The sequence below is a fragment of the Kribbella sp. NPDC051620 genome (assembly GCF_044453825.1).
In the GTDB taxonomy this organism is placed as follows: domain Bacteria; phylum Actinomycetota; class Actinomycetes; order Propionibacteriales; family Kribbellaceae; genus Kribbella.
Genome location: NZ_JBITDB010000002.1, coordinates 120,597 through 137,537 on the forward strand (window position 1 = coordinate 120,597; position 16,941 = coordinate 137,537).

15 protein-coding genes are annotated in these 16,941 nt (G+C 68.4%); 8 read left to right on the forward strand and 7 right to left on the reverse strand.

Annotated features, from left to right (window positions below; translation table 11 throughout):
* The first annotated feature begins 9 nt into the window (after window positions 1–9).
* The 4 genes from serB (at window position 10) to ACIA12_RS07890 (ending at window position 4,650) form a co-directional block, all read left to right on the forward strand.
* Entirely contained in the window at window positions 10–1,227 is a 1,218-nt protein-coding gene (serB, locus tag ACIA12_RS07875; protein WP_396366153.1) for a phosphoserine phosphatase SerB, read from the forward strand.
* A gap of 44 nt (window positions 1,228–1,271) precedes the next feature.
* Window positions 1,272–2,147 carry a GNAT family N-acetyltransferase gene (locus tag ACIA12_RS07880; RefSeq protein ID WP_396366154.1) on the forward strand — a complete coding sequence of 292 codons (876 nt, stop codon included), beginning with the start codon at window positions 1,272–1,274 and terminating at the stop codon, window positions 2,145–2,147.
* A gap of 205 nt (window positions 2,148–2,352) precedes the next feature.
* A complete protein-coding gene (locus tag ACIA12_RS07885; protein ID WP_396366155.1) occupies window positions 2,353–3,702 on the forward strand; it encodes a glycoside hydrolase family 16 protein in 1,350 nt (449 codons plus the stop codon).
* 36 nt (window positions 3,703–3,738) lie between these two features.
* Window positions 3,739–4,650 (forward strand): DUF1996 domain-containing protein, encoded by a 912-nt coding sequence (locus ACIA12_RS07890; RefSeq protein ID WP_396366156.1) that lies wholly within the window; start codon window positions 3,739–3,741, stop codon window positions 4,648–4,650.
* Window positions 4,651–4,696: 46 nt separating this feature from the next.
* On the opposite strand, the gene ACIA12_RS07895 is transcribed toward ACIA12_RS07890, so the two are convergent.
* Entirely contained in the window at window positions 4,697–5,467 is a 771-nt protein-coding gene (locus ACIA12_RS07895) for a hypothetical protein (protein WP_396366157.1), read from the reverse strand.
* Between the two features lie 7 nt (window positions 5,468–5,474).
* Complete coding sequence (locus tag ACIA12_RS07900; RefSeq protein WP_396366158.1) at window positions 5,475–6,236, reverse strand: hypothetical protein; 762 nt, start codon at window positions 6,234–6,236, stop codon at window positions 5,475–5,477.
* Between the two features lie 127 nt (window positions 6,237–6,363).
* On the opposite strand from ACIA12_RS07900, the gene ACIA12_RS07905 reads away from it, so the two are divergent.
* The 4 genes from ACIA12_RS07905 (at window position 6,364) to ACIA12_RS07920 (ending at window position 12,094) form a co-directional block, all read left to right on the forward strand.
* Window positions 6,364–7,518, forward strand: coding sequence for a cyanophycinase (locus tag ACIA12_RS07905; RefSeq protein WP_396366159.1), 1,155 nt, complete (start codon window positions 6,364–6,366; stop codon window positions 7,516–7,518).
* Window positions 7,515–10,325: a cyanophycin synthetase gene (gene cphA, locus ACIA12_RS07910; RefSeq protein ID WP_396366160.1), complete on the forward strand. Its 2,811-nt coding sequence runs from the start codon at window positions 7,515–7,517 to the stop codon at window positions 10,323–10,325. The genes ACIA12_RS07905 and cphA overlap by 4 nt, the downstream gene beginning before the upstream one ends.
* A gap of 78 nt (window positions 10,326–10,403) precedes the next feature.
* The gene (locus tag ACIA12_RS07915; RefSeq protein WP_396366161.1) at window positions 10,404–10,931 is read left to right on the forward strand and encodes a copper chaperone PCu(A)C; all 528 of its coding nucleotides are present in this window, start codon (window positions 10,404–10,406) and stop codon (window positions 10,929–10,931) included.
* Window positions 10,928–12,094, forward strand: a complete 1,167-nt coding sequence (locus ACIA12_RS07920; protein WP_396366162.1) for a Dyp-type peroxidase — start codon at window positions 10,928–10,930, stop codon at window positions 12,092–12,094. Before ACIA12_RS07915 ends, ACIA12_RS07920 begins: the two co-directional genes overlap by 4 nt.
* Here ACIA12_RS07920 and ACIA12_RS07925 read toward each other — a convergent pair.
* The 5 genes from ACIA12_RS07925 to fabI form a co-directional block, all read right to left on the reverse strand.
* On the reverse strand, window positions 12,091–13,062 hold the full coding sequence (locus ACIA12_RS07925; protein ID WP_396366163.1) for a GNAT family N-acetyltransferase: 972 nt from the start codon (window positions 13,060–13,062) through the stop codon (window positions 12,091–12,093). The two genes, ACIA12_RS07920 and ACIA12_RS07925, sit on opposite strands and share 4 nt — an antisense overlap.
* Window positions 13,063–13,154: 92 nt before the next feature.
* Window positions 13,155–13,499, reverse strand: a complete 345-nt coding sequence (locus ACIA12_RS07930; RefSeq protein WP_396366164.1) for a hypothetical protein — start codon at window positions 13,497–13,499, stop codon at window positions 13,155–13,157.
* A 78-nt stretch (window positions 13,500–13,577) separates the two neighbouring features.
* Window positions 13,578–14,420 carry a hypothetical protein gene (locus ACIA12_RS07935; RefSeq protein WP_396366165.1) on the reverse strand — a complete coding sequence of 281 codons (843 nt, stop codon included), beginning with the start codon at window positions 14,418–14,420 and terminating at the stop codon, window positions 13,578–13,580.
* Between the two features lie 40 nt (window positions 14,421–14,460).
* Window positions 14,461–16,146, reverse strand: coding sequence for a Mur ligase family protein (locus tag ACIA12_RS07940; RefSeq protein ID WP_396366166.1), 1,686 nt, complete (start codon window positions 16,144–16,146; stop codon window positions 14,461–14,463).
* A gap of 2 nt (window positions 16,147–16,148) precedes the next feature.
* The gene (gene fabI, locus ACIA12_RS07945; RefSeq protein ID WP_396366167.1) at window positions 16,149–16,925 is read right to left on the reverse strand and encodes an enoyl-ACP reductase FabI; all 777 of its coding nucleotides are present in this window, start codon (window positions 16,923–16,925) and stop codon (window positions 16,149–16,151) included.
* Between the last annotated feature and the right edge of the window lie 16 nt (window positions 16,926–16,941).

A 16,941-nucleotide genomic window follows, 5' to 3' on the forward strand; every position in this document is an offset into this window, starting at 1 on the left:
GGCCTTGAGATGACAGGACAGGCTGAGCACGAGACGTCGATAGCGGACCGCCCCACGCTGCTGGTCACTTTGACCGGTACCGACCGGCCGGGCCTGACTTCCGCAGTACTGTCGATGCTCGCGTTGCGCGGGCTCGACGTGATCGATGCCGAGCAGGTGGTGCTCCGGGGCCGGCTGGTGCTCGGGGTGCTGCTGTCGGCGCCGCGCGATCACAAGGAGCTGAAGAAGGAGCTCAAGGCGCTGGCCGAGAACCTTGACGTCGACATCGACGTCAAGAAGGGCTTCGGCGACAACGAGCCGCGGCGCAAGGGCCGGACCCAGGTGACGGTGATCGGCAGCCCGCTGACCGCGCAGGGCTTCGCCGCGATCGCCGGCCGGATCGCGGACACCGGCGCCAACATCGACCGGATCAGCCGGATGGCGCGCTACCCGGTGACCGCGATGGAGATCGCCGTCTCGGGTGCCGACCCGGACTCACTGCGGACGGTGCTCGCGCTCGAAGGGGTGAGGCAGGGGCTGGACGTCGCAGTACAGCCTGGTGGTCTGTACCGCCGGGCCAAGCGGCTGATCGTGATGGACGTCGACTCGACCCTGATCCAGGGCGAGGTGATCGAGATGCTCGCCGCCCACGCCGGCCGGCTGGAGGAAGTCGCGGCGGTCACCGAGCAGGCGATGCGCGGTGAGCTGGACTTCGCCGAGTCGCTGCGCAGCCGGGTGGCGACGCTCAAGGGGCTGCCGGAGTCGGCGATCGACGAGGTGTACGAGGCGATCGAGCTGGCGCCGGGCGCGCGCACGCTGGTCCGGACGCTGAAGCGGCTCGGGTACCAGTTCGCGATCGTCAGCGGCGGCTTCAGCCAGATCACCGACAAGCTCGCCGCCGACCTCGGCATCGACTTCGCCAGCGCCAACGAACTGGAGATCGTCGACGGCAAACTCACCGGCAGGGTCCTCGGCGACATCGTCGACCGGGCCGGCAAGGCGACCGCCCTGCGCCGCTTCGCCGAGACCTCGGGTACGCCGCTGTCCCAGACGGTCGCGATCGGCGACGGCGCCAACGACCTCGACATGCTCGCCGCAGCCGGCCTCGGCATCGCCTTCAACGCCAAGCCGGTGGTCCGCGCCGCCGCCGACACCCACGTCAGCGTCCCCTACCTCGACACCATCCTCTACCTCCTCGGCATCAGCCGAGAAGAAGTAGAGGCCGCCGACGCGGACACCGACGCCTGAAACCCCGTTGCGGCTGGGGCAGGGATGGCTGAGGATCATTCGTCGTGCCTACTCCGCCGGTGATGCCTGCTGGATTCGACTGCCGACCTGCCACGACAGATGATGCTGAAGCGATCGCCAGGCTGACCGGCATCGCGGTGGACGAGGTCGAGGCGTCGCTCGAGCGGCCCGGGCTCGATGCCTCCGTCGACAGCCTGGTGGTTCTCGATCCAGCCCGGAGCGTCGCCGCTTGGGCGTGGGTTCGGGGGCGCCGGTCTCAGGTCGACGTCGGGGACAAGTACCGCGGACTCGGTCTGGGGAGCGGCCTGGTCGAATGGGTCGAGCGCCGGGCGATCGAGTCGGGCACTGACCGGGTCGCCCAGACGGTCGACGACGAGGACCACGCCGGTACTGCGCTCTTGCGAGCGCGCGGGTACGAGGTGATCGCGACCAACTGGAAGCTCACCAAGCCCGTCGACGAGGAGCCGGCGCCGCCGGAGCTACCCGCCGGGATCACCATCCGTCCCTTCTCCGGCGAGGCCGCGCAGGCGGCGTACCAGGTGATCCAGGACGCCTTCGACGACTGGCAACCGCGTCGCTGGGGCTTCGACGAGTGGGCCCGGATGACCATCGAGCGAACCACCTTCGCGGCTGAGCTCTCTTCCGTCGCCTTCGCCGGCGACGAACTCGTCGGTGCCGCCATCTGCCTGGCGTTACCTGATTCCGCGGCCGGATATGTCGAACACGTCGCCGTCCGCGCGGACCAGCGTGGCAAGGGGATCGCCAGAGCACTGATCGCGCAGGCCTCCCTCGACTTCTATCGCCAGGGCCGGCCGGACCTCGTGCTGTGGACCCACTCGGGCACCGGCGCGCTGGCCATGTACGAGCGACTTGGGATGGCCGTCCAGCACAGCACGACGGTGTTCAGCCGCAAGCTCTGAGCGCGGGGAACGGTCCCTGGCGGCAATGCGGTGACAAGGCGTTGACACTGCGGAGTGAGAGCGCTCTCATGAGCGTACGCACCCGCCCTGGCGCTGCCCTGGTGACGGCGCCTGACCGTGGAGGTCAATCATGCGTTTCCGCCCCAGCAAACCGTCGACTCGTCGCCGGACCATCCTCAGTGCTCTGCTAGCTCCCGTTCTGGTTGTGACCGCGTTGACCGTGGTCGCACAGGCCAGTGTTCCGCCGCCGCCCGCGGGGTGGACGACGGTGTGGAGTGACGACTTCAATGGCAACAGCGGCACGTTGCCGTCGAGTGCCAATTGGATCATCGACACCGGGCACGCCTATCCGGGCGGCCCGGGCAACTGGGGTACCGGGGAGATCCAGAACTACACGAACAGTACGAACAATCTCTCCCTCGACGGCGCCGGCAACCTCCGGATCACGCCGCGCCGCGACGGCGCAGGCAACTGGACGTCGGCCCGGATCGAGACGCAGCGCAGCAACTTCAAGCCGCCGTCGGGTGGCGTGGTCGCGATGGAGGCGCGGATCCAGATGCCCAACGTCACCGGCAATGCGGCGCTCGGGTACTGGCCCGCGTTCTGGGCGCTCGGTTCGCCGTACCGGGGCAACTACTGGAACTGGCCGGGCATCGGCGAGTTCGACATCATGGAGAACGTCAACGGGCTCAACTCGGTCTGGGGCGTGCTGCACTGCGGCGTGAACCCCGGCGGGCCCTGCAACGAGACGACCGGCATCGCGAGCAACCGCGCCTGCCCGGGCAGCACCTGCCAGGCCGGCTTCCACACGTACCGGTTCGAGTGGGACACCAGCATCTCGCCGAACCAGTTCCGCTGGTACGTCGACGGGCAGCAGTTCCACTCCGTCAGCCAAGGACAACTGCCGGCCGACACCTGGGCCAGCATGACCTCGCATGCCGGGTACTTCATCCTGCTCAATGTCGCGATCGGCGGCGCCTTCCCGGATGCGCTCGCCGCGCCGACGCCTCGCGCCGAGACCGTCCCCGATCGGCCGATGGTGATCGACTACGTCGCCGTGTCCACCCGTGGTGGCGGTGGCGATCCGACGACTCCCCCGACCACGCCGCCGACCACGCCGCCGACCACGCCGCCTGGCGGTGGCGGTAGCGCGTACAGCAACATCCAGGCCGAATCGTTCAGCCAGCAAGGCGGTGTCGGTGTCGAGACGACGACCGACTCCGGTGGCGGGCAGAACCTGATGCAGATCGGGAACGGCGACTGGGCGCTCTACCCCAACGTCGACTTCGGCAGCTCCGCGGCTCATCAGTTCGTCGGCCGGGTCGCATCGGGCGCTGCCGGCGGAGTGAGCGGTCTGGTCGAGGTCCGGCTCGACAACAGGAGCAACGCGCCGATCGGAAGCTTCGCGGTGGCCAACACGGGTGGCTGGCAGAGTTGGCGGAGTGTTCCGGCCAACATCAGCGCGGTCACCGGCGTACACAACGTCTATCTGACCTTCACAAGCGGCCAGCCGGCCGACTTCGTCAACGTCAACTGGTTCACCTTCGGGCACTGAGATGCGGGCGACGAAGGTTCTCACCGGTGGGGGGTTGTGCTGATCGCGGCAGCCGCCGCAGTACTGGTTCATCAGCAGGCGCAGGCGACGCCGCAGCCGGTCGATCACTCGAAGATGCATCATGGCGAAGCACCCAGCGCTGCCGAGGCGGCCGCGATGCGGAAGCTGCAGCTGGCTCCGGTGCCGGGGTCGGAGTTCCGGGCCGAGTGCGGGAGCAGTCATCGGGCCGGGAATGACCCGATCGTGTTCCCCGGCCAGACCGGCGCCTCGCACATCCACGAATTCTTCGGCAACACGTCGACGAACGCGAACTCAACGCTGCAGTCGCTGCGGCTCGGCGGTACGAACTGCGATCCGGTCGCCGACAAGTCGGCGTACTGGACACCCACCCTCTACCAGAACGGAGTGCCGGTCGCGCCTGAGCGGGTGACCATCTACTACCAGGGAATCACCGACCGGACGCACGCGACCGCTTATCCACAGAGGCTCCGGTACGTGATCGGCAACGCCGCCGCGATCACCCCCGACCAGAACCCGGCCGCCCGCTGGTCCTGCGTCGGCCAGAGCCAGTCCAGCCGCGACTTCCTCGTCTGCCCACCGGGCTCGAAGCTCGAGAACTACCTCGACTTCCCCACCTGCTGGGACGGCGTCCGCCTCGACTCCCCCAACCACAAAGACCACATGGCCTTCCCGACCGGCCCCACCTGCCCGGCAACCCACCCGGTCGTGGTCCCCCGCCTGGAGTTCCTGATCACCTACCCCGTCAACGGCGGAGACCTCACGCTAGCCGCAACCCGCAACGGCCAACTCGTCACAACAGCCCCCGGCTACACCTTCCACGGCGACTTCATGAACGCCTGGGACCCCGCCGAACTCCAACGCCGCATCACCGACTGCATCAAAGCCGGCTACATCTGCGGCACCGACGGCAACCCCATCCAACAGTAAAAGCCAGATGGTGCCGGACCTGTCCCACCCCGGCACCATCTCCTTACTACCCGTCGATCTGAGCCGCGGGTGGGGCGGTGATGGTGACCTGCTTGCCGAACTCGGTGTAGACGGTCGACATCTTCGACCCACCGAAGGTGAAGTCCAGCTTGCGGGGCAAGGAGTCCTGGTCAACCAGGAGGACGGCGGTGATCTCCTTGAGCTGCTCGTCGGCGACCGTCTCGGGATCCAGGTACTCACCGAAGGCCTTCGCCGCCGCAGCCTTGGCCGGGTCGATGATGATCGTGTACTGCGTTGTCGGCGCGCCGTCGACGGTCTCCCCCGGCGCCGAACTGAACTTCGTCGCGTAGGCCGCCGCCCCCAGGAATTCGTGCGTCAGCACCTGTGCCGAGAGCAGTTCCAACTGCATTCCGACCACCGGGTCGGACGACTCGTCGGACGCAGCCTTCGGATCCCACTTCCGCCACGGCTTCGCAGGATCGTCGGTGAGATCCGTCCCCTTGGCGTAGAGGACTCCGTCGACCCGAAGTACGGAGTTGCCGTCACTACCGTTAGCTGACACATCCCCTCCGCCCGGGGCAACCTTCAGATCGGCTGTGTAGGTCGCTGGGTCGTCCTCGTCGTCCGTCGTCTTGGTAACCGAGTGGAAGGTCCCGCTCTTCAGCAAGGCAGCCTGCGCGCTCGGTGCGAGATCCACCCGGGTCAAAGGCGTCTTGGGCTGGTCGACGACCGGCGTCTTCGCGCTGTCATCAGAACCACCGCAGGCCGCCATCGACAGCATCGCGACGGCGGCTATCGGTATCAGCAGCTTCTTCATCGGACCGCTACCCGTCGATCTGAGCCGCGGGTGGGGCGGTGATGGTTACCGGGGTGCCGAACTTGCTGTACTGGACCGACTCCTTGGTGGTGCCGACGGTGAAGTCGAGTTTGTGGGGGAGGTTGCTCTGGTCGATGAGGACTACTGCTGTTACCTCGTTGATCTTCTGGGCAGTCACTACGGCTGTGGTGAGGTAGTCGCCCAGGGCTTTGGCGGCGGCTGCTTTGGGGGCGTCGATGGTGATCGTGTACTCGGTCATCGAGGCGCCATCGATGGCTGGAGCCTCGGTGGAGGTGAACTTTGTTGCGTACGCGGCGCCGGCCAGCAATTGGTGAGTCAGGGCCGCGGCGGACTGGATTTGGAGTTGTACGCCGGTGAGGCTGGCCAGCGGGTCCTTGGCGCCGGCGGCCGGGTCCCAGAGCTTCCAGGGCTTGGCGTTGTTCTCGGAGAGGCCGTCGCCCTTGCCGTAGAACTTGCCGCCGATTCGGAGGACGGTCAGGCCCTGGTCGGTAGTGGCGGCGAGGTCCGTGCCGGCGGGAGTCACCTTCAGGTCTGACGTCGTGACGACCGGACCGTCCTCGTCGGTCGTTGTCGCGACCGCGTGAAAGGTGCTCTTCTCCTGCAGGGCCGCCGGGACCTTCGTGGCGAAGTCCGCCTGGCTCAGGGCCGCAGCGGGCTTGTCGGCCGGCTTCGGGTCATCGGAACCACCGCATGCGGCGGCCGACATCATTGCCGCGGCAACAACCAGCGGCAGCAGAATTCTCTTCACCGGCGAAGGATGCCACAGATGACTACCCTCCGTACCCGACCTGCAGCTAGTTGCAATCTTCGGCTCGCAGGCGGGGCTGTGGACGACCGAAGCGGGCTGACGGGGGTCCAGCGCTTATTCTTCGGCTATGTCTGAACAGCAGGGTGGGGTGACGACGAGCGGGCCGGGGGCCCTGTTCGCCATCGGTGGGGCCGAGGACAAGCTGAAGAAGCGGCTGGTTCTGCAGGAGTTCGTCGAGGCGGCTGGTGGGCCGAAGGCGCGGATCGTGATCGTTCCGACCGCCTCCGCGCTCGGTCCGGACGTGATCGACGTGTACTCCGCTCTGTTCGCCGCGCTCGGCGCGGCCAGCGTGGTCGGGGTCCGGCCGGAGAACCGCGAGGACGCCGACGACCCCGCCTTCATCGAGCCGCTCGAGCAGGCCACCGGCATCTTCATGACCGGCGGCAACCAGCTCAAGCTGAGCGGGGTCGTCACCGGTACTGCGTTCGGCCGGGCCGTCACCGCTGCCCACGCACGAGGGGCCGCCGTCGGCGGTACGTCGGCCGGCGCCAGCATCCTCGCCGAGCACATGATCGCCTTCGGCCGCTCGGGCGCCACCCCGAGGCAGCGGATGAGCCAGTTGGCCGGCGGGCTCGGTCTTGTCCAGGGCGCCATCGTCGACCAGCACTTCGCCCAGCGGAACCGGTACGGCCGGCTCCTCTCGCTCGTCGCGCAGTCCCCCGGACTGCTCGGCATCGGCGTCGACGAGGACACAGCGGCCGTAGTGCGGGGAACTCACCTGGAGGTCGTCGGGCGGGGTGCCGTGACGATCTTCGACGGCAGCCGGATCACCTCCAACGCGCACTACGCGAGCCGGTCCGAGGCGATCCTCGCGTCAGGCGTCGTACTGCATGTGCTGCCCGCGTCGTCGACCTTCGACCTCAAGGCGCGGGTGCTGCTCTCGTTCGGCCCGCAGCCGCCGGCCGAGGAGATCGCGTCGATCGAGGCCGCTGAGGCGGATCTGCGCAAGCTGGCCAAGGAGATCGCCGCCGAGGGCGTGTCCCCCGCGTACTACGCCGAGCGCAAGCGCCGGGCGGGCCGGCGTACCGCGAAATCAGCCCCTGCGGCCGAGAAGACGGAGTCCGCCAAGAAGACGACCGTCTCCCAGAAGGCGGCGGCGTCGAAGAAGTCCAGATCGGCGGCGGCGGCCCAGTCCAGACCGGAGGCGACCGAGCCTCTGAGCGCGGGCGCCGAACTCAGCCGACCAGATACCGACCCGCGAGCAGACAGTGGGACAGCATGACCGACACCGCCCCCGACCAGACCCACGGGACGCCGAGCCCGGACCTGAAGATCATCGAGACGAGGGTCTACCGCGGCCCCAACATCTGGAGCTACGACCCGGCGATCCACCTCGTCGTCGACCTGGGATCGCTCGAGGACTTCCCGTCGAACACGATCGACGGCTTCACCGAGCGCCTTCTCGAGTACCTCCCCCGGCTGGACCAGCACCACTGCTCGCGCGGCCGCCGCGGCGGTTTCATCGAGCGGCTGCAAGAGGGCACCTGGCTCGGGCACATCGCCGAGCACGTGTCGCTGCAACTCCAGCAAGAGGCCGGCCACGACATGCGGCGCGGCAAGACCCGCCAGGTCAAGGGCGTGCCCGGCCGGTACAACATCATCTACTCGTACGCCGACGAGGGCGTCGGCCTGGCCGCGGGCGAGCTCGCCGTCCGGTTCGTCAACTACCTGGTCCAGCCGACCGAGGACTTCGACTTCACCACCGAGCTGGAGAAGTTCATCAGGATCGCCGAACGGAGCGCGTTCGGCCCGTCGACGCAGGCGATCGTGGACGAGGCGGTGTCCCGCGACATCCCGTGGATCCGGCTGAACAAGTTCAGCCTGGTGCAGCTCGGGCAGGGCGTGCACGCGAAGCGCATCCGGGCCACCATGACGTCCGAGACCGGCTCGATCGCGGTGGACGTGGCCAGCGACAAGGACCTCACCACCAAGCTGCTCGCCTCGGCCGGTCTGCCGGTACCGCGCTCCGTCTCGGTCCGTGAGGTGGACGAGGCCGTGTCGGCAGCGAACAAGATCGGCTACCCGGTCGTGTGCAAGCCGCTCGACGGCAACCACGGCCGTGGCGTCTGCCTGAACCTGCAGGACGCCGACGCGGTCCGGGAGGCCTTCCCGATCGCGGCCGAGCAGTCCCGGCGTGGCTCGGTGATCGTCGAGAGCTTCGTCACCGGCAAGGACTACCGCTGCCTGATCATCAACGGGCGGATGGAGGCCATCGCCGAGCGGGTGCCCGCACATGTCGTCGGCGACGGCGTGCACACGGTCGCCGAGCTGGTCGACATCACCAACGCCGACCCCCGTCGCGGTGTCGGCCACGAGAAGATCCTGACCCGGATCACGGTGAACAACGCCGCGCGTGAGCTGGTGAAGTCGCAGGGCTTCGAGATGGACGACGTACCGCCCGAAGAGACGATGGTGAAGCTGACGCTGACCGGCAACATGTCGACCGGCGGGATCTCGATCGACCGGACCTTCGAGGCGCACCCGGAGAACGTCGAGATCGCCGAGGAGGCGGCCCGGATGATCGGGCTAGACATCGCCGGCATCGACTTCATCTGCCCCGACATCACCCAGCCGGTCCGCGAGACCGGCGGCGCGATCTGCGAGGTCAACGCGGCGCCCGGGTTCCGGATGCACACCAACCCGACGATCGGCGATCCGCAGTACATCGCGAAGCCGGTCGTCGACATGCTCTTCCCGCCCGGCGCGACCAGCCGGATCCCGATCATCGCGGTGACCGGTACGAACGGCAAGACCACCACCTCGCGGATGATCAGCCACGTCTTCAAGGGGATGGGCCGCAAGGTCGGGATGACCTCGACCGACGGCATCGTGATCGACGAGCGGCTGGTGATCCGGTCCGACGCGTCCGGGCCGAAGTCCGCCCGGATGGTGCTGCAGAACCCGCGCGTCGACTTCGCCGTCTTCGAGGTGGCTCGCGGCGGGATCCTGCGTGAGGGGCTCGGGTACCAGCGCAACGATGTCGCCGTCGTGCTGAACATCCAGCCGGACCATCTCGGGATGCGTGGGGTGGACACGCTGGAGCAGTTGGCCGACGTGAAGGCGGTGCTGGTCGAGGCTGTGCCGCGCAACGGGTTCGCAGTACTGAACGCCGATGACCCCTTGGTCCGGAAAATGCGGCGCAAGTGCTCCGGCGAGGTGGTCTGGTTCAGCGTCGCCGAGCCAGGCAGCGAGGTGCGCGAGTACATCGAGGGCCACTGCCGCCGCGGCGGCCGCGCGGTCGTGCTCGAGCGGTCCGACCTGGGCGACATGATCATCATGAAGCACGGCCGGCGTTCGATGCAGCTGGCCTGGACGCACTTGCTGCCGGCAACGTTCGGCGGCCGGGCGATGATGAACGTGCAGAACGCGATGGCCGCCGCGGCCGCCGCCTTCGCCGCGGGAGCGCCGCTGCACGACATCCGGCAGGGCCTGCGCACGTTCAACACGTCGTACTACCTGTCCCCCGGCCGGTTGAACGAGATCGACGTCGACGGGCGGACCGTGATCGTCGACTACTGCCACAACGCGCCCGCGATGCGGATGCTCGGCGACTTCGTCGACAAGCTCGGCGAGAGCCTGAACGCCTCGTCCGAGCTCGGCCGGCCGTCGCGGATCGGCGTGATCGCGACCGCGGGCGACCGGCGCGACGACGACATGCGCGAGCTCGGCGAGGTCGCCGCGCAGCACTTCGACGTGGTGATCGTCCGCGAGGACGTCCGGCTGCGTGGTCGTGAGGCCGGCAGCACGGCCGAGCTGGTCACCGAGGGCGTACGCCGGGCGATGGAGAACGGCGCCCGGTGCCGTCAGGTCGAGACGGTACTCGAGGAGCTGACCGCGGTACAGCACGCGTTGTCCCGGTCGAACCGTGGCGACCTGGTCGTGCTCTGCGTCGACCAGCACCAGCAAGTGCTGTCCCACCTCGAGTCGGTATCCCACCTCGCACAGGCCGGCGCCCGCTCCGGTGACGAAGGCGGCGATCCCGACTTCGTCAAGCCGGACGAATCGGAAGCTGACGAGTCAGAGGAGTGACCAGAGCGTGAGCGGGGACACACGGTGTGTCCCCGCTGCCGCGGGAACTTGGTTGCCGTAAGCATCGTTGGCCTGTCCGTGAAGACGAAGCTACTGATCGCCGGGCTGGCAATCGCCGTCCCCTTCCTGTTGTCCTCTTGTGGATCGGATGCGCCGCCGGTGACCAAGGCGGCGGTGACGACGCCCGGCGTACTGGTCGAGGACGCGTGGGTGCGGGCGACGGTCGGGTCGAAGGACACCACGATGACGGCGGCCTTCATGTCGCTGACCAACCCGGGCAGCACCGACATCTCGTTGACCTCGGCCACGTCTCCGGTCGCCGGGATGGTGCAGCTCCACGAGATGGCGATGAAGGACGGCAAGATGGTGATGCAGGAGAAGGCCGGTGGCATCAAGGTGCCCGCGGGGTCGCACGCTCATCTCGCGCCGAGTGGTGACCATGTGATGCTGATGGGGCTCAAGCGGGCGCTGAAGCCGGGTGACGAAGTACCGATCACCTTGAAGTTCTCCGACGGCAGCACGCACGACCTGACCGTGCCGGTGAAGGCGTTCACCGAGGGAGAAGAGCACTACCACCCGTCCACGACGCCCAGCCCGACACGTTGACCGGACGCCCGTCCCGGCGGCAACTCTTCGGGTACGCCGGTGCTGCCGCCGCAGGCGCCGCCGTCACCGGCGGAGCCGTTGCCCTAGGCAAGGAATCTGAACCAGTAGTCGTCGCCAGGGAGATCAGCCCGTACGGCGACCATCAGCCGGCCGTCGTGGCCGCCTCCCCGAAGCATGCCGAGCTGGTCGCGTTCAAGCTGCTCCGCGGCACCGACAAGGCCGGACTCGGCCGGTTGATGCGACTCTGGACGAGCGACATCGTCGCGCTGACCGCCGGGCGGCCGGCTCCCGGGGACACCGCACCCGAGCTGGCCATCCCCGGTGTGGCCCTCACCGCGACGGTCGGCTTCGGCCCCAGGGTCTTCACCTTGTCCGGGCTCACCGATCGCGCGCCGCGCGGGTTCATCGACGTACCGGCGATGTCCCACGATCGCCTGCAACCCGTGTGGACAAGCGGCGATCTGCTCGTGCTGGTCGGCGCGGACGACGCGGTGTCAGTCGTACACGCCATCGGCCGGCTGGTCGCGGACGCAGCACCCTTCGCGAAGCCGCTCTGGCGCCAGACCGGGTTCTGGAACAGCACCGGCCCCGACGGCCAGCCGATCACCGGCCGCAATCTCTTCAACCAGGTCGACGGCACCGGCAACCCCACGCCCGGTACGCCGGACTTCAACAGCACCGTGTGGAACGAGGACGGCGGTACGACGCTGGTCGTTCGCCGCATCAAACTCAACCTCAAAACCTGGGACGAACTCACCCGCTCCGAACAGGAACGAGCCGTCGGCCGCAAACTGTCGAACGGCGCACCACTGACCGGCGCGACCGAGCACGACGAGCTCGACCTCGAAGCACGCGACGCGGACAACCGCCTGGTGATCGCCAAGAACGCCCACGCCCGGCTCTCCCACCACTCCGAGAACGACGGCCGCCGGATCTTCCGCAAAGGCCTCAACTACGTCCATGACACCGGCGCCACTCGCGAGTCCGGCCTCATCTTCCTCAGCTACCAAGCCGACCTCGTCAGCCAGTTCATCCCGCTGCTGACCCGCCTCGACGCCGCGGACGCCCTCAACGAGTGGACCACCACGATCGGCTCAGCCGCCTTCGCGATTCCCCCTGGCTTTCGCGAAGACGGCTGGCTGGGGCAAGGTCTGCTCGGCTAGGCCGTGGGCAGCACCCGGCGGAGGCCGTCGAAGACCAGGACGGGCTTCATGCCGACCGACAGATAGAGCCCCAGGGCCGGGGTCGGGTTGTTGGTGTCCACGTTGAGGATGCTGCCGGACCGCCCGGCGGCGGCGTCGAGGGCGAAGCTGTCGCGCAGCAGAAACTTCGCCAGTCCGCGTCCACGGAAGTCCTCGGCAACACAGAGCATGCCGATGTAGCCGGAGTTCTCATCCTTGACAAACTCGTCGCCACAGGACCGCACCGCGACCACCTGCCCCTCCGCCTCGAGCACGGTCAGCTGGGACCAGTCGAAGGTCGAGCTGGCGCCGAGAGCCTCGACCCACTCGTCGTGCGGCCGGATGACGTAGCCGAACTGGCCGCTGAAGCTCTCGATCATCGCCTCGTGCGCCGCCAACCGGGAGGCGTCGTCGAAGGCGCCGCGGCGGATCACGATGCCGGCCGGAAGCTCAGGAGCGGCGACGGCGCCGGCGTGGTCGATCCGCATCCGGTAGTACGTCGTACCGAGACTGAAGTCGTCGCCCAGCAGCAGTGCATGGAGCGGTTCGTCGGCCTGGTAGATGCAGGAGTCGACGGTGATCTCGGGATGGCCCCGCTCGCGGCCCATCTCGCGGGCGCGACCCATCGCCTCCGCGAACAACCACTGCGCGACCGCCGGGTCTGCCGAGGTGACCTCCACCTGGACCGTCTGCCGGTCCTCCCCCAGCCCGAACGCCGTGGCGTAACCAGCAGGCTCACCGTCGCCCGCGAGCACGAGCCACCCATCGGTGGCGCGATCGAAGCCCGGCTCCACGATGCAGTCGGCGATCTCGTCCAGCGTGCAGTCGGCGGCCCCGATCACCGCTGTGTTGTAGGCCGAGACCAGGCCGAAGATCGCCTCGGCGTCACCGGGCTCGGGCGAGCGGACAGTGAAGTCGCCCGGCAGTACGTTGCTGTGAATGGATTTCACGTTGCCCCCTTGGACACTTCTTAGATGCGCCGGGGGCGAGCAAAGTTACCTTCCGGCATGCACCACCTGAAGGGTGGTGCATGCCGGTCGGGTCAGACGGCGCGGAAGCTGAGGAACTTGGTGCTTGGGTAGCTGTGGAAGTTGTTGGCCGGCTCTAGGGAGGCGGGGCCGGTGCAGTCGGCGGTGCGGTACAGGTAGATGTCCTTGGTGCTCCAGTTGAAGAGCGCGCCGGGGACGAATGGCAGCACGGTGCACGACGTGCTCGGGTTGGCGTAGTGCACGCTGTTGCCGGTGAAGCTGGTGGTTTCGTAGAAGCAGGCGACACCTGGCGTGCAGGCCGTCGACGCCGACTGGTCCTGGTACGCCGAAGCCGGCACGACACCGACCGCGACAACGGCGGCGGCAGCGGTGGCTCCGAGAGCGAGGCGAAGTTTCACGAGGGGTCCTCCATGGTTTGGGAAGGCGGTTTCCCTGACCCCGGAAAGCCTATAGTTGAGGATTCACCAAAGCGGTTTCTACCGGCGTGCCGGGAGCAAGCGGCGCTTCGGTTCCTCGCGGTCGATCCAGTCCAGGTCGTCGGACAGCACGGCGTCGTTGGTGCGGCCGTCGTCCACGACGGGCGGAGGCGGCGGGGGTGGCAGCGCCCGGACCTTGAGGGCGACCATCGGGATCGCGAGCAGCACGGCCAGCGTCAGCCACGGCCAGTACTCCCGCAGTACCGGCTCGAAGGCGTCGAAGAACGCGTCGGTACCGGCGTTGGCGATCTCGTCCGTCGACTTCCCCTTGGCCGCGGTCACCGCCTGGAGGCCCTCGACGATCGCGAACGACGCCAGGTAGAACGCGCCGAGCGGCAGCCAGTAGTACGCCGATCGCCAGCCGCGCCGCCAGCATGCGACGTACAAGACGATCGTCAGGCCGATCGCGACCAACAGCCCGTTGAGCTGCCACAGCCAGCGCCAGTCCTGCAGCTCACCGGCCGGGCGCAACGCATACCAGGCAACCGGCACCGACAACGCAAACGCCGCGAGCACTGTACTTCGGATGCCCAGGGCACCCAAGAAAGCGCCGACGACACTTGCCACCAGCAACAGCGCCAGCAAACCCTTGTCGGACAGGCCATACCCGCTCAGCCACCAGGCGCCCCCGGCAACGACCAGGACCAACGGCATCGCGAACCGCACCCGCCCGACGATCAGCCCGGCCAGCACTCCCCCGGTGAATCCGCCCAGGACGAGCAGATCCACCCGGGTACCGACGAACGTGGTCGAGCCGGCCGGCAGCCCCTTCAAATACGTCGGCGCGAAGCCGGCCACGAACCAGGCGACCACCGCCGCCGGTATCGACCACAAGTAGCGCATGGAGAACCCCGATCCGCCCCGGGCGGTGGAGTCCCGGGGATCAGTGCTGTGCTCGTTCGACCTTCGCCTTCAAGGTCTCCGGGTTATCGACGGTAGCTCCCTCGGACCGCAACCAGGCGTCAAGACTCGCCCGATCCTGCAGAGACATAACAGCGACCACGTCACCTGCCTGCGCTTCTCCGACCAGCGCCTGGGCCGCTTCGAGCTCGGTGGGAAAGGCCGGTACGTCGTCGACGCCGACAGAACTGGTGCCTTCGCGGAAGACCGCCTCCAACTCCTCCGGCGGCCGGCCACGCAGGTACTCGCCCTTGTGCCCGATCACCACCCGGTCCGCGCCGCGGGCGCCGATCGCCCCCATCGCGCTGACCATGTCGTCGGCCCGGTCCCCCGGCGAGCCGAGCGCGAGCAGCAGTCGCCCGCCCGGCTGACGGACGCCGTTCATGATCTCCAGCAGCGCTTCGAGACCGGCCTCGTTGTGGGCGAGGTCGATCACGACGGTGAAGCCGCGGACGGAGTACATGTTCATCCGGCCCGGGTTGTTCTCGGCCGGCGAGAAGGTGCTCAGGCCCTCGATCACCGCAGCACGCGGCAGTCCGAGACCCAGTGCCGCCGAGGCGGCGGCGAGCGCGTTCTCGACGTTGTAGTGCGACAGCCCGGACAAGGTCATCGGGACGTCGACGACCTTCAGCAAGGGCTCGGCGTCACTGGACTGGTCCAGCACGGTGATGAACCCGTCGAGCACCGTCGTCGCCCGGCCGCCCTCGTCGAGCACGCTGCGGATGGACGGCGAGTCGGGGTCGCGGGAGAACACCCAGCACTTGGCCGGCGAGTCGAGCCGCATCGCGAACGTCCGCGGGTCGTCGCCGTTGACGACGCACCAGCCACGTGGCCGGGTGATCTTGGTGATCACGGCCTTCACCTCGGCGAGCTGGTCGACGGTGTCGATCCCGCCCAGGCCGAGGTGGTCGGCGGTGACGTTGGTGACCACGGAGACGTCGTTGTACGCGACGCCGACGCCGCGTCGCAGGATGCCGCCGCGGGCGGTCTCGGTGACGGCCAGCTGGACGCCCGGTTGCGAGAGCACCTGACCGGCGCCGCTCGGGCCGGAGAAGTCGCCGTACTTGACCAGCTCGCCGTCGAAGTACACGCCGTCGGTACTGGACCAGCCGACGTGCAGCCCGGCCGCGCGGCCGATGTGCGCGATCATCCGCGAGGTGGTCGTCTTGCCGTTCGTGCCGGTGACCGCGACGACGGGGATCTTCGGCCGCAGCGTCGGCGGCGCGTCGCCGGCCGGTTCGTTCCGGACCCGATCGCCGACAGACGCGACCAGCTCCGGCAGCTCGTCCGAGCCGAAGGCATCGACGACCTCGACGATCGCCTGGCCGAGCGCCCGGGCCCGGCCCTCATGCGCCCACGGGAACGCCACCACGAGCCGGTGTACGTCGGTCTCGGACCTGACCCGGACGCCGATCCGCCCGATTCCCGCCTCGCGCGCGATCCGCCGGACGATGTGCCCGACGACCCGCACCGCGAATCGCTGCCGGAACCCCGACCCGATCCGCCCGGGCCTGGTCGCGCCGAGCCCGAGCGCCTGCGCGTACGCCTTCGCGGCCGGAGCCGGCGCGTCGATCAGGGTGGTCAGGTCGAGCGTGAGCTTGATCGCGGCACGGCTGAAGTACAGGTTGGCGCCGTCCAGGACGCGGAGCTCTACCAAGGAGGTGGACACAGCTAGGCACCCATCGCGTGAAAGCCGCCGTCGACGTGGATGATCTCGCCGGTGGTGGAGGGGAAGAAGTCACTGAGCAGCGCGACGATCGTCTTGCCGGTCGGCTCGAAGTCGGACGGGTCCCAGCCCAGCGGGGCCTGGTCCAGCCACGGTCCCTCGAACTTCTCGAAGCCCGGGATCGCCTTCGCGGCCAGCGTCTTCAACGGGCCGGCGGAGACCAGGTTGCAACGAATCCCCTGCGCGCCGAGGTCCCGCGCGAGGTAACGCGAGGTCGACTCCAGCGCCGCCTTCGCCACCCCCATCCAGTCGTACCCGGGCCAGGCGACCGACGCGTCGAAGGTCAGCCCGACGATGCTGCTGCCCCGGCTCATCAGCGGCGCGCACGTCACCGCGAGCGACTTCAGGCTGTACGCCGAGACGTGCACCGCGCGCGACACGTCGTCCCACGGGCCCTCGAGGAACTTGCCGCCGAGGATCGTCTCCGGGTTGCCGTAGGCAATCGAGTGCACGACGCCGTCGAGGCCGTCGACGTGCTCGCGGATCGCGTCCGGCAGCGCGGCGAGGTGCTCTTCGTCGGTGACGTCCAGCTCGATCACCGGCGGCGTGACCGGCAGCCGGCCGGCGATCCGTCTGGTGATGTTCAGCGCCCGGCCGAAGTTCGAGATCAGCACCGTGGCGCCTTGTTCCTGCGCCACCTTGGCGGTCGCGAAGCCGATCGAGGAGTCGAGCGTGACGCCCGCGACCAGGATCCGCTTGCCGTCGAGGATGCCCACCGGCATTGCCTTTCTTCTAACA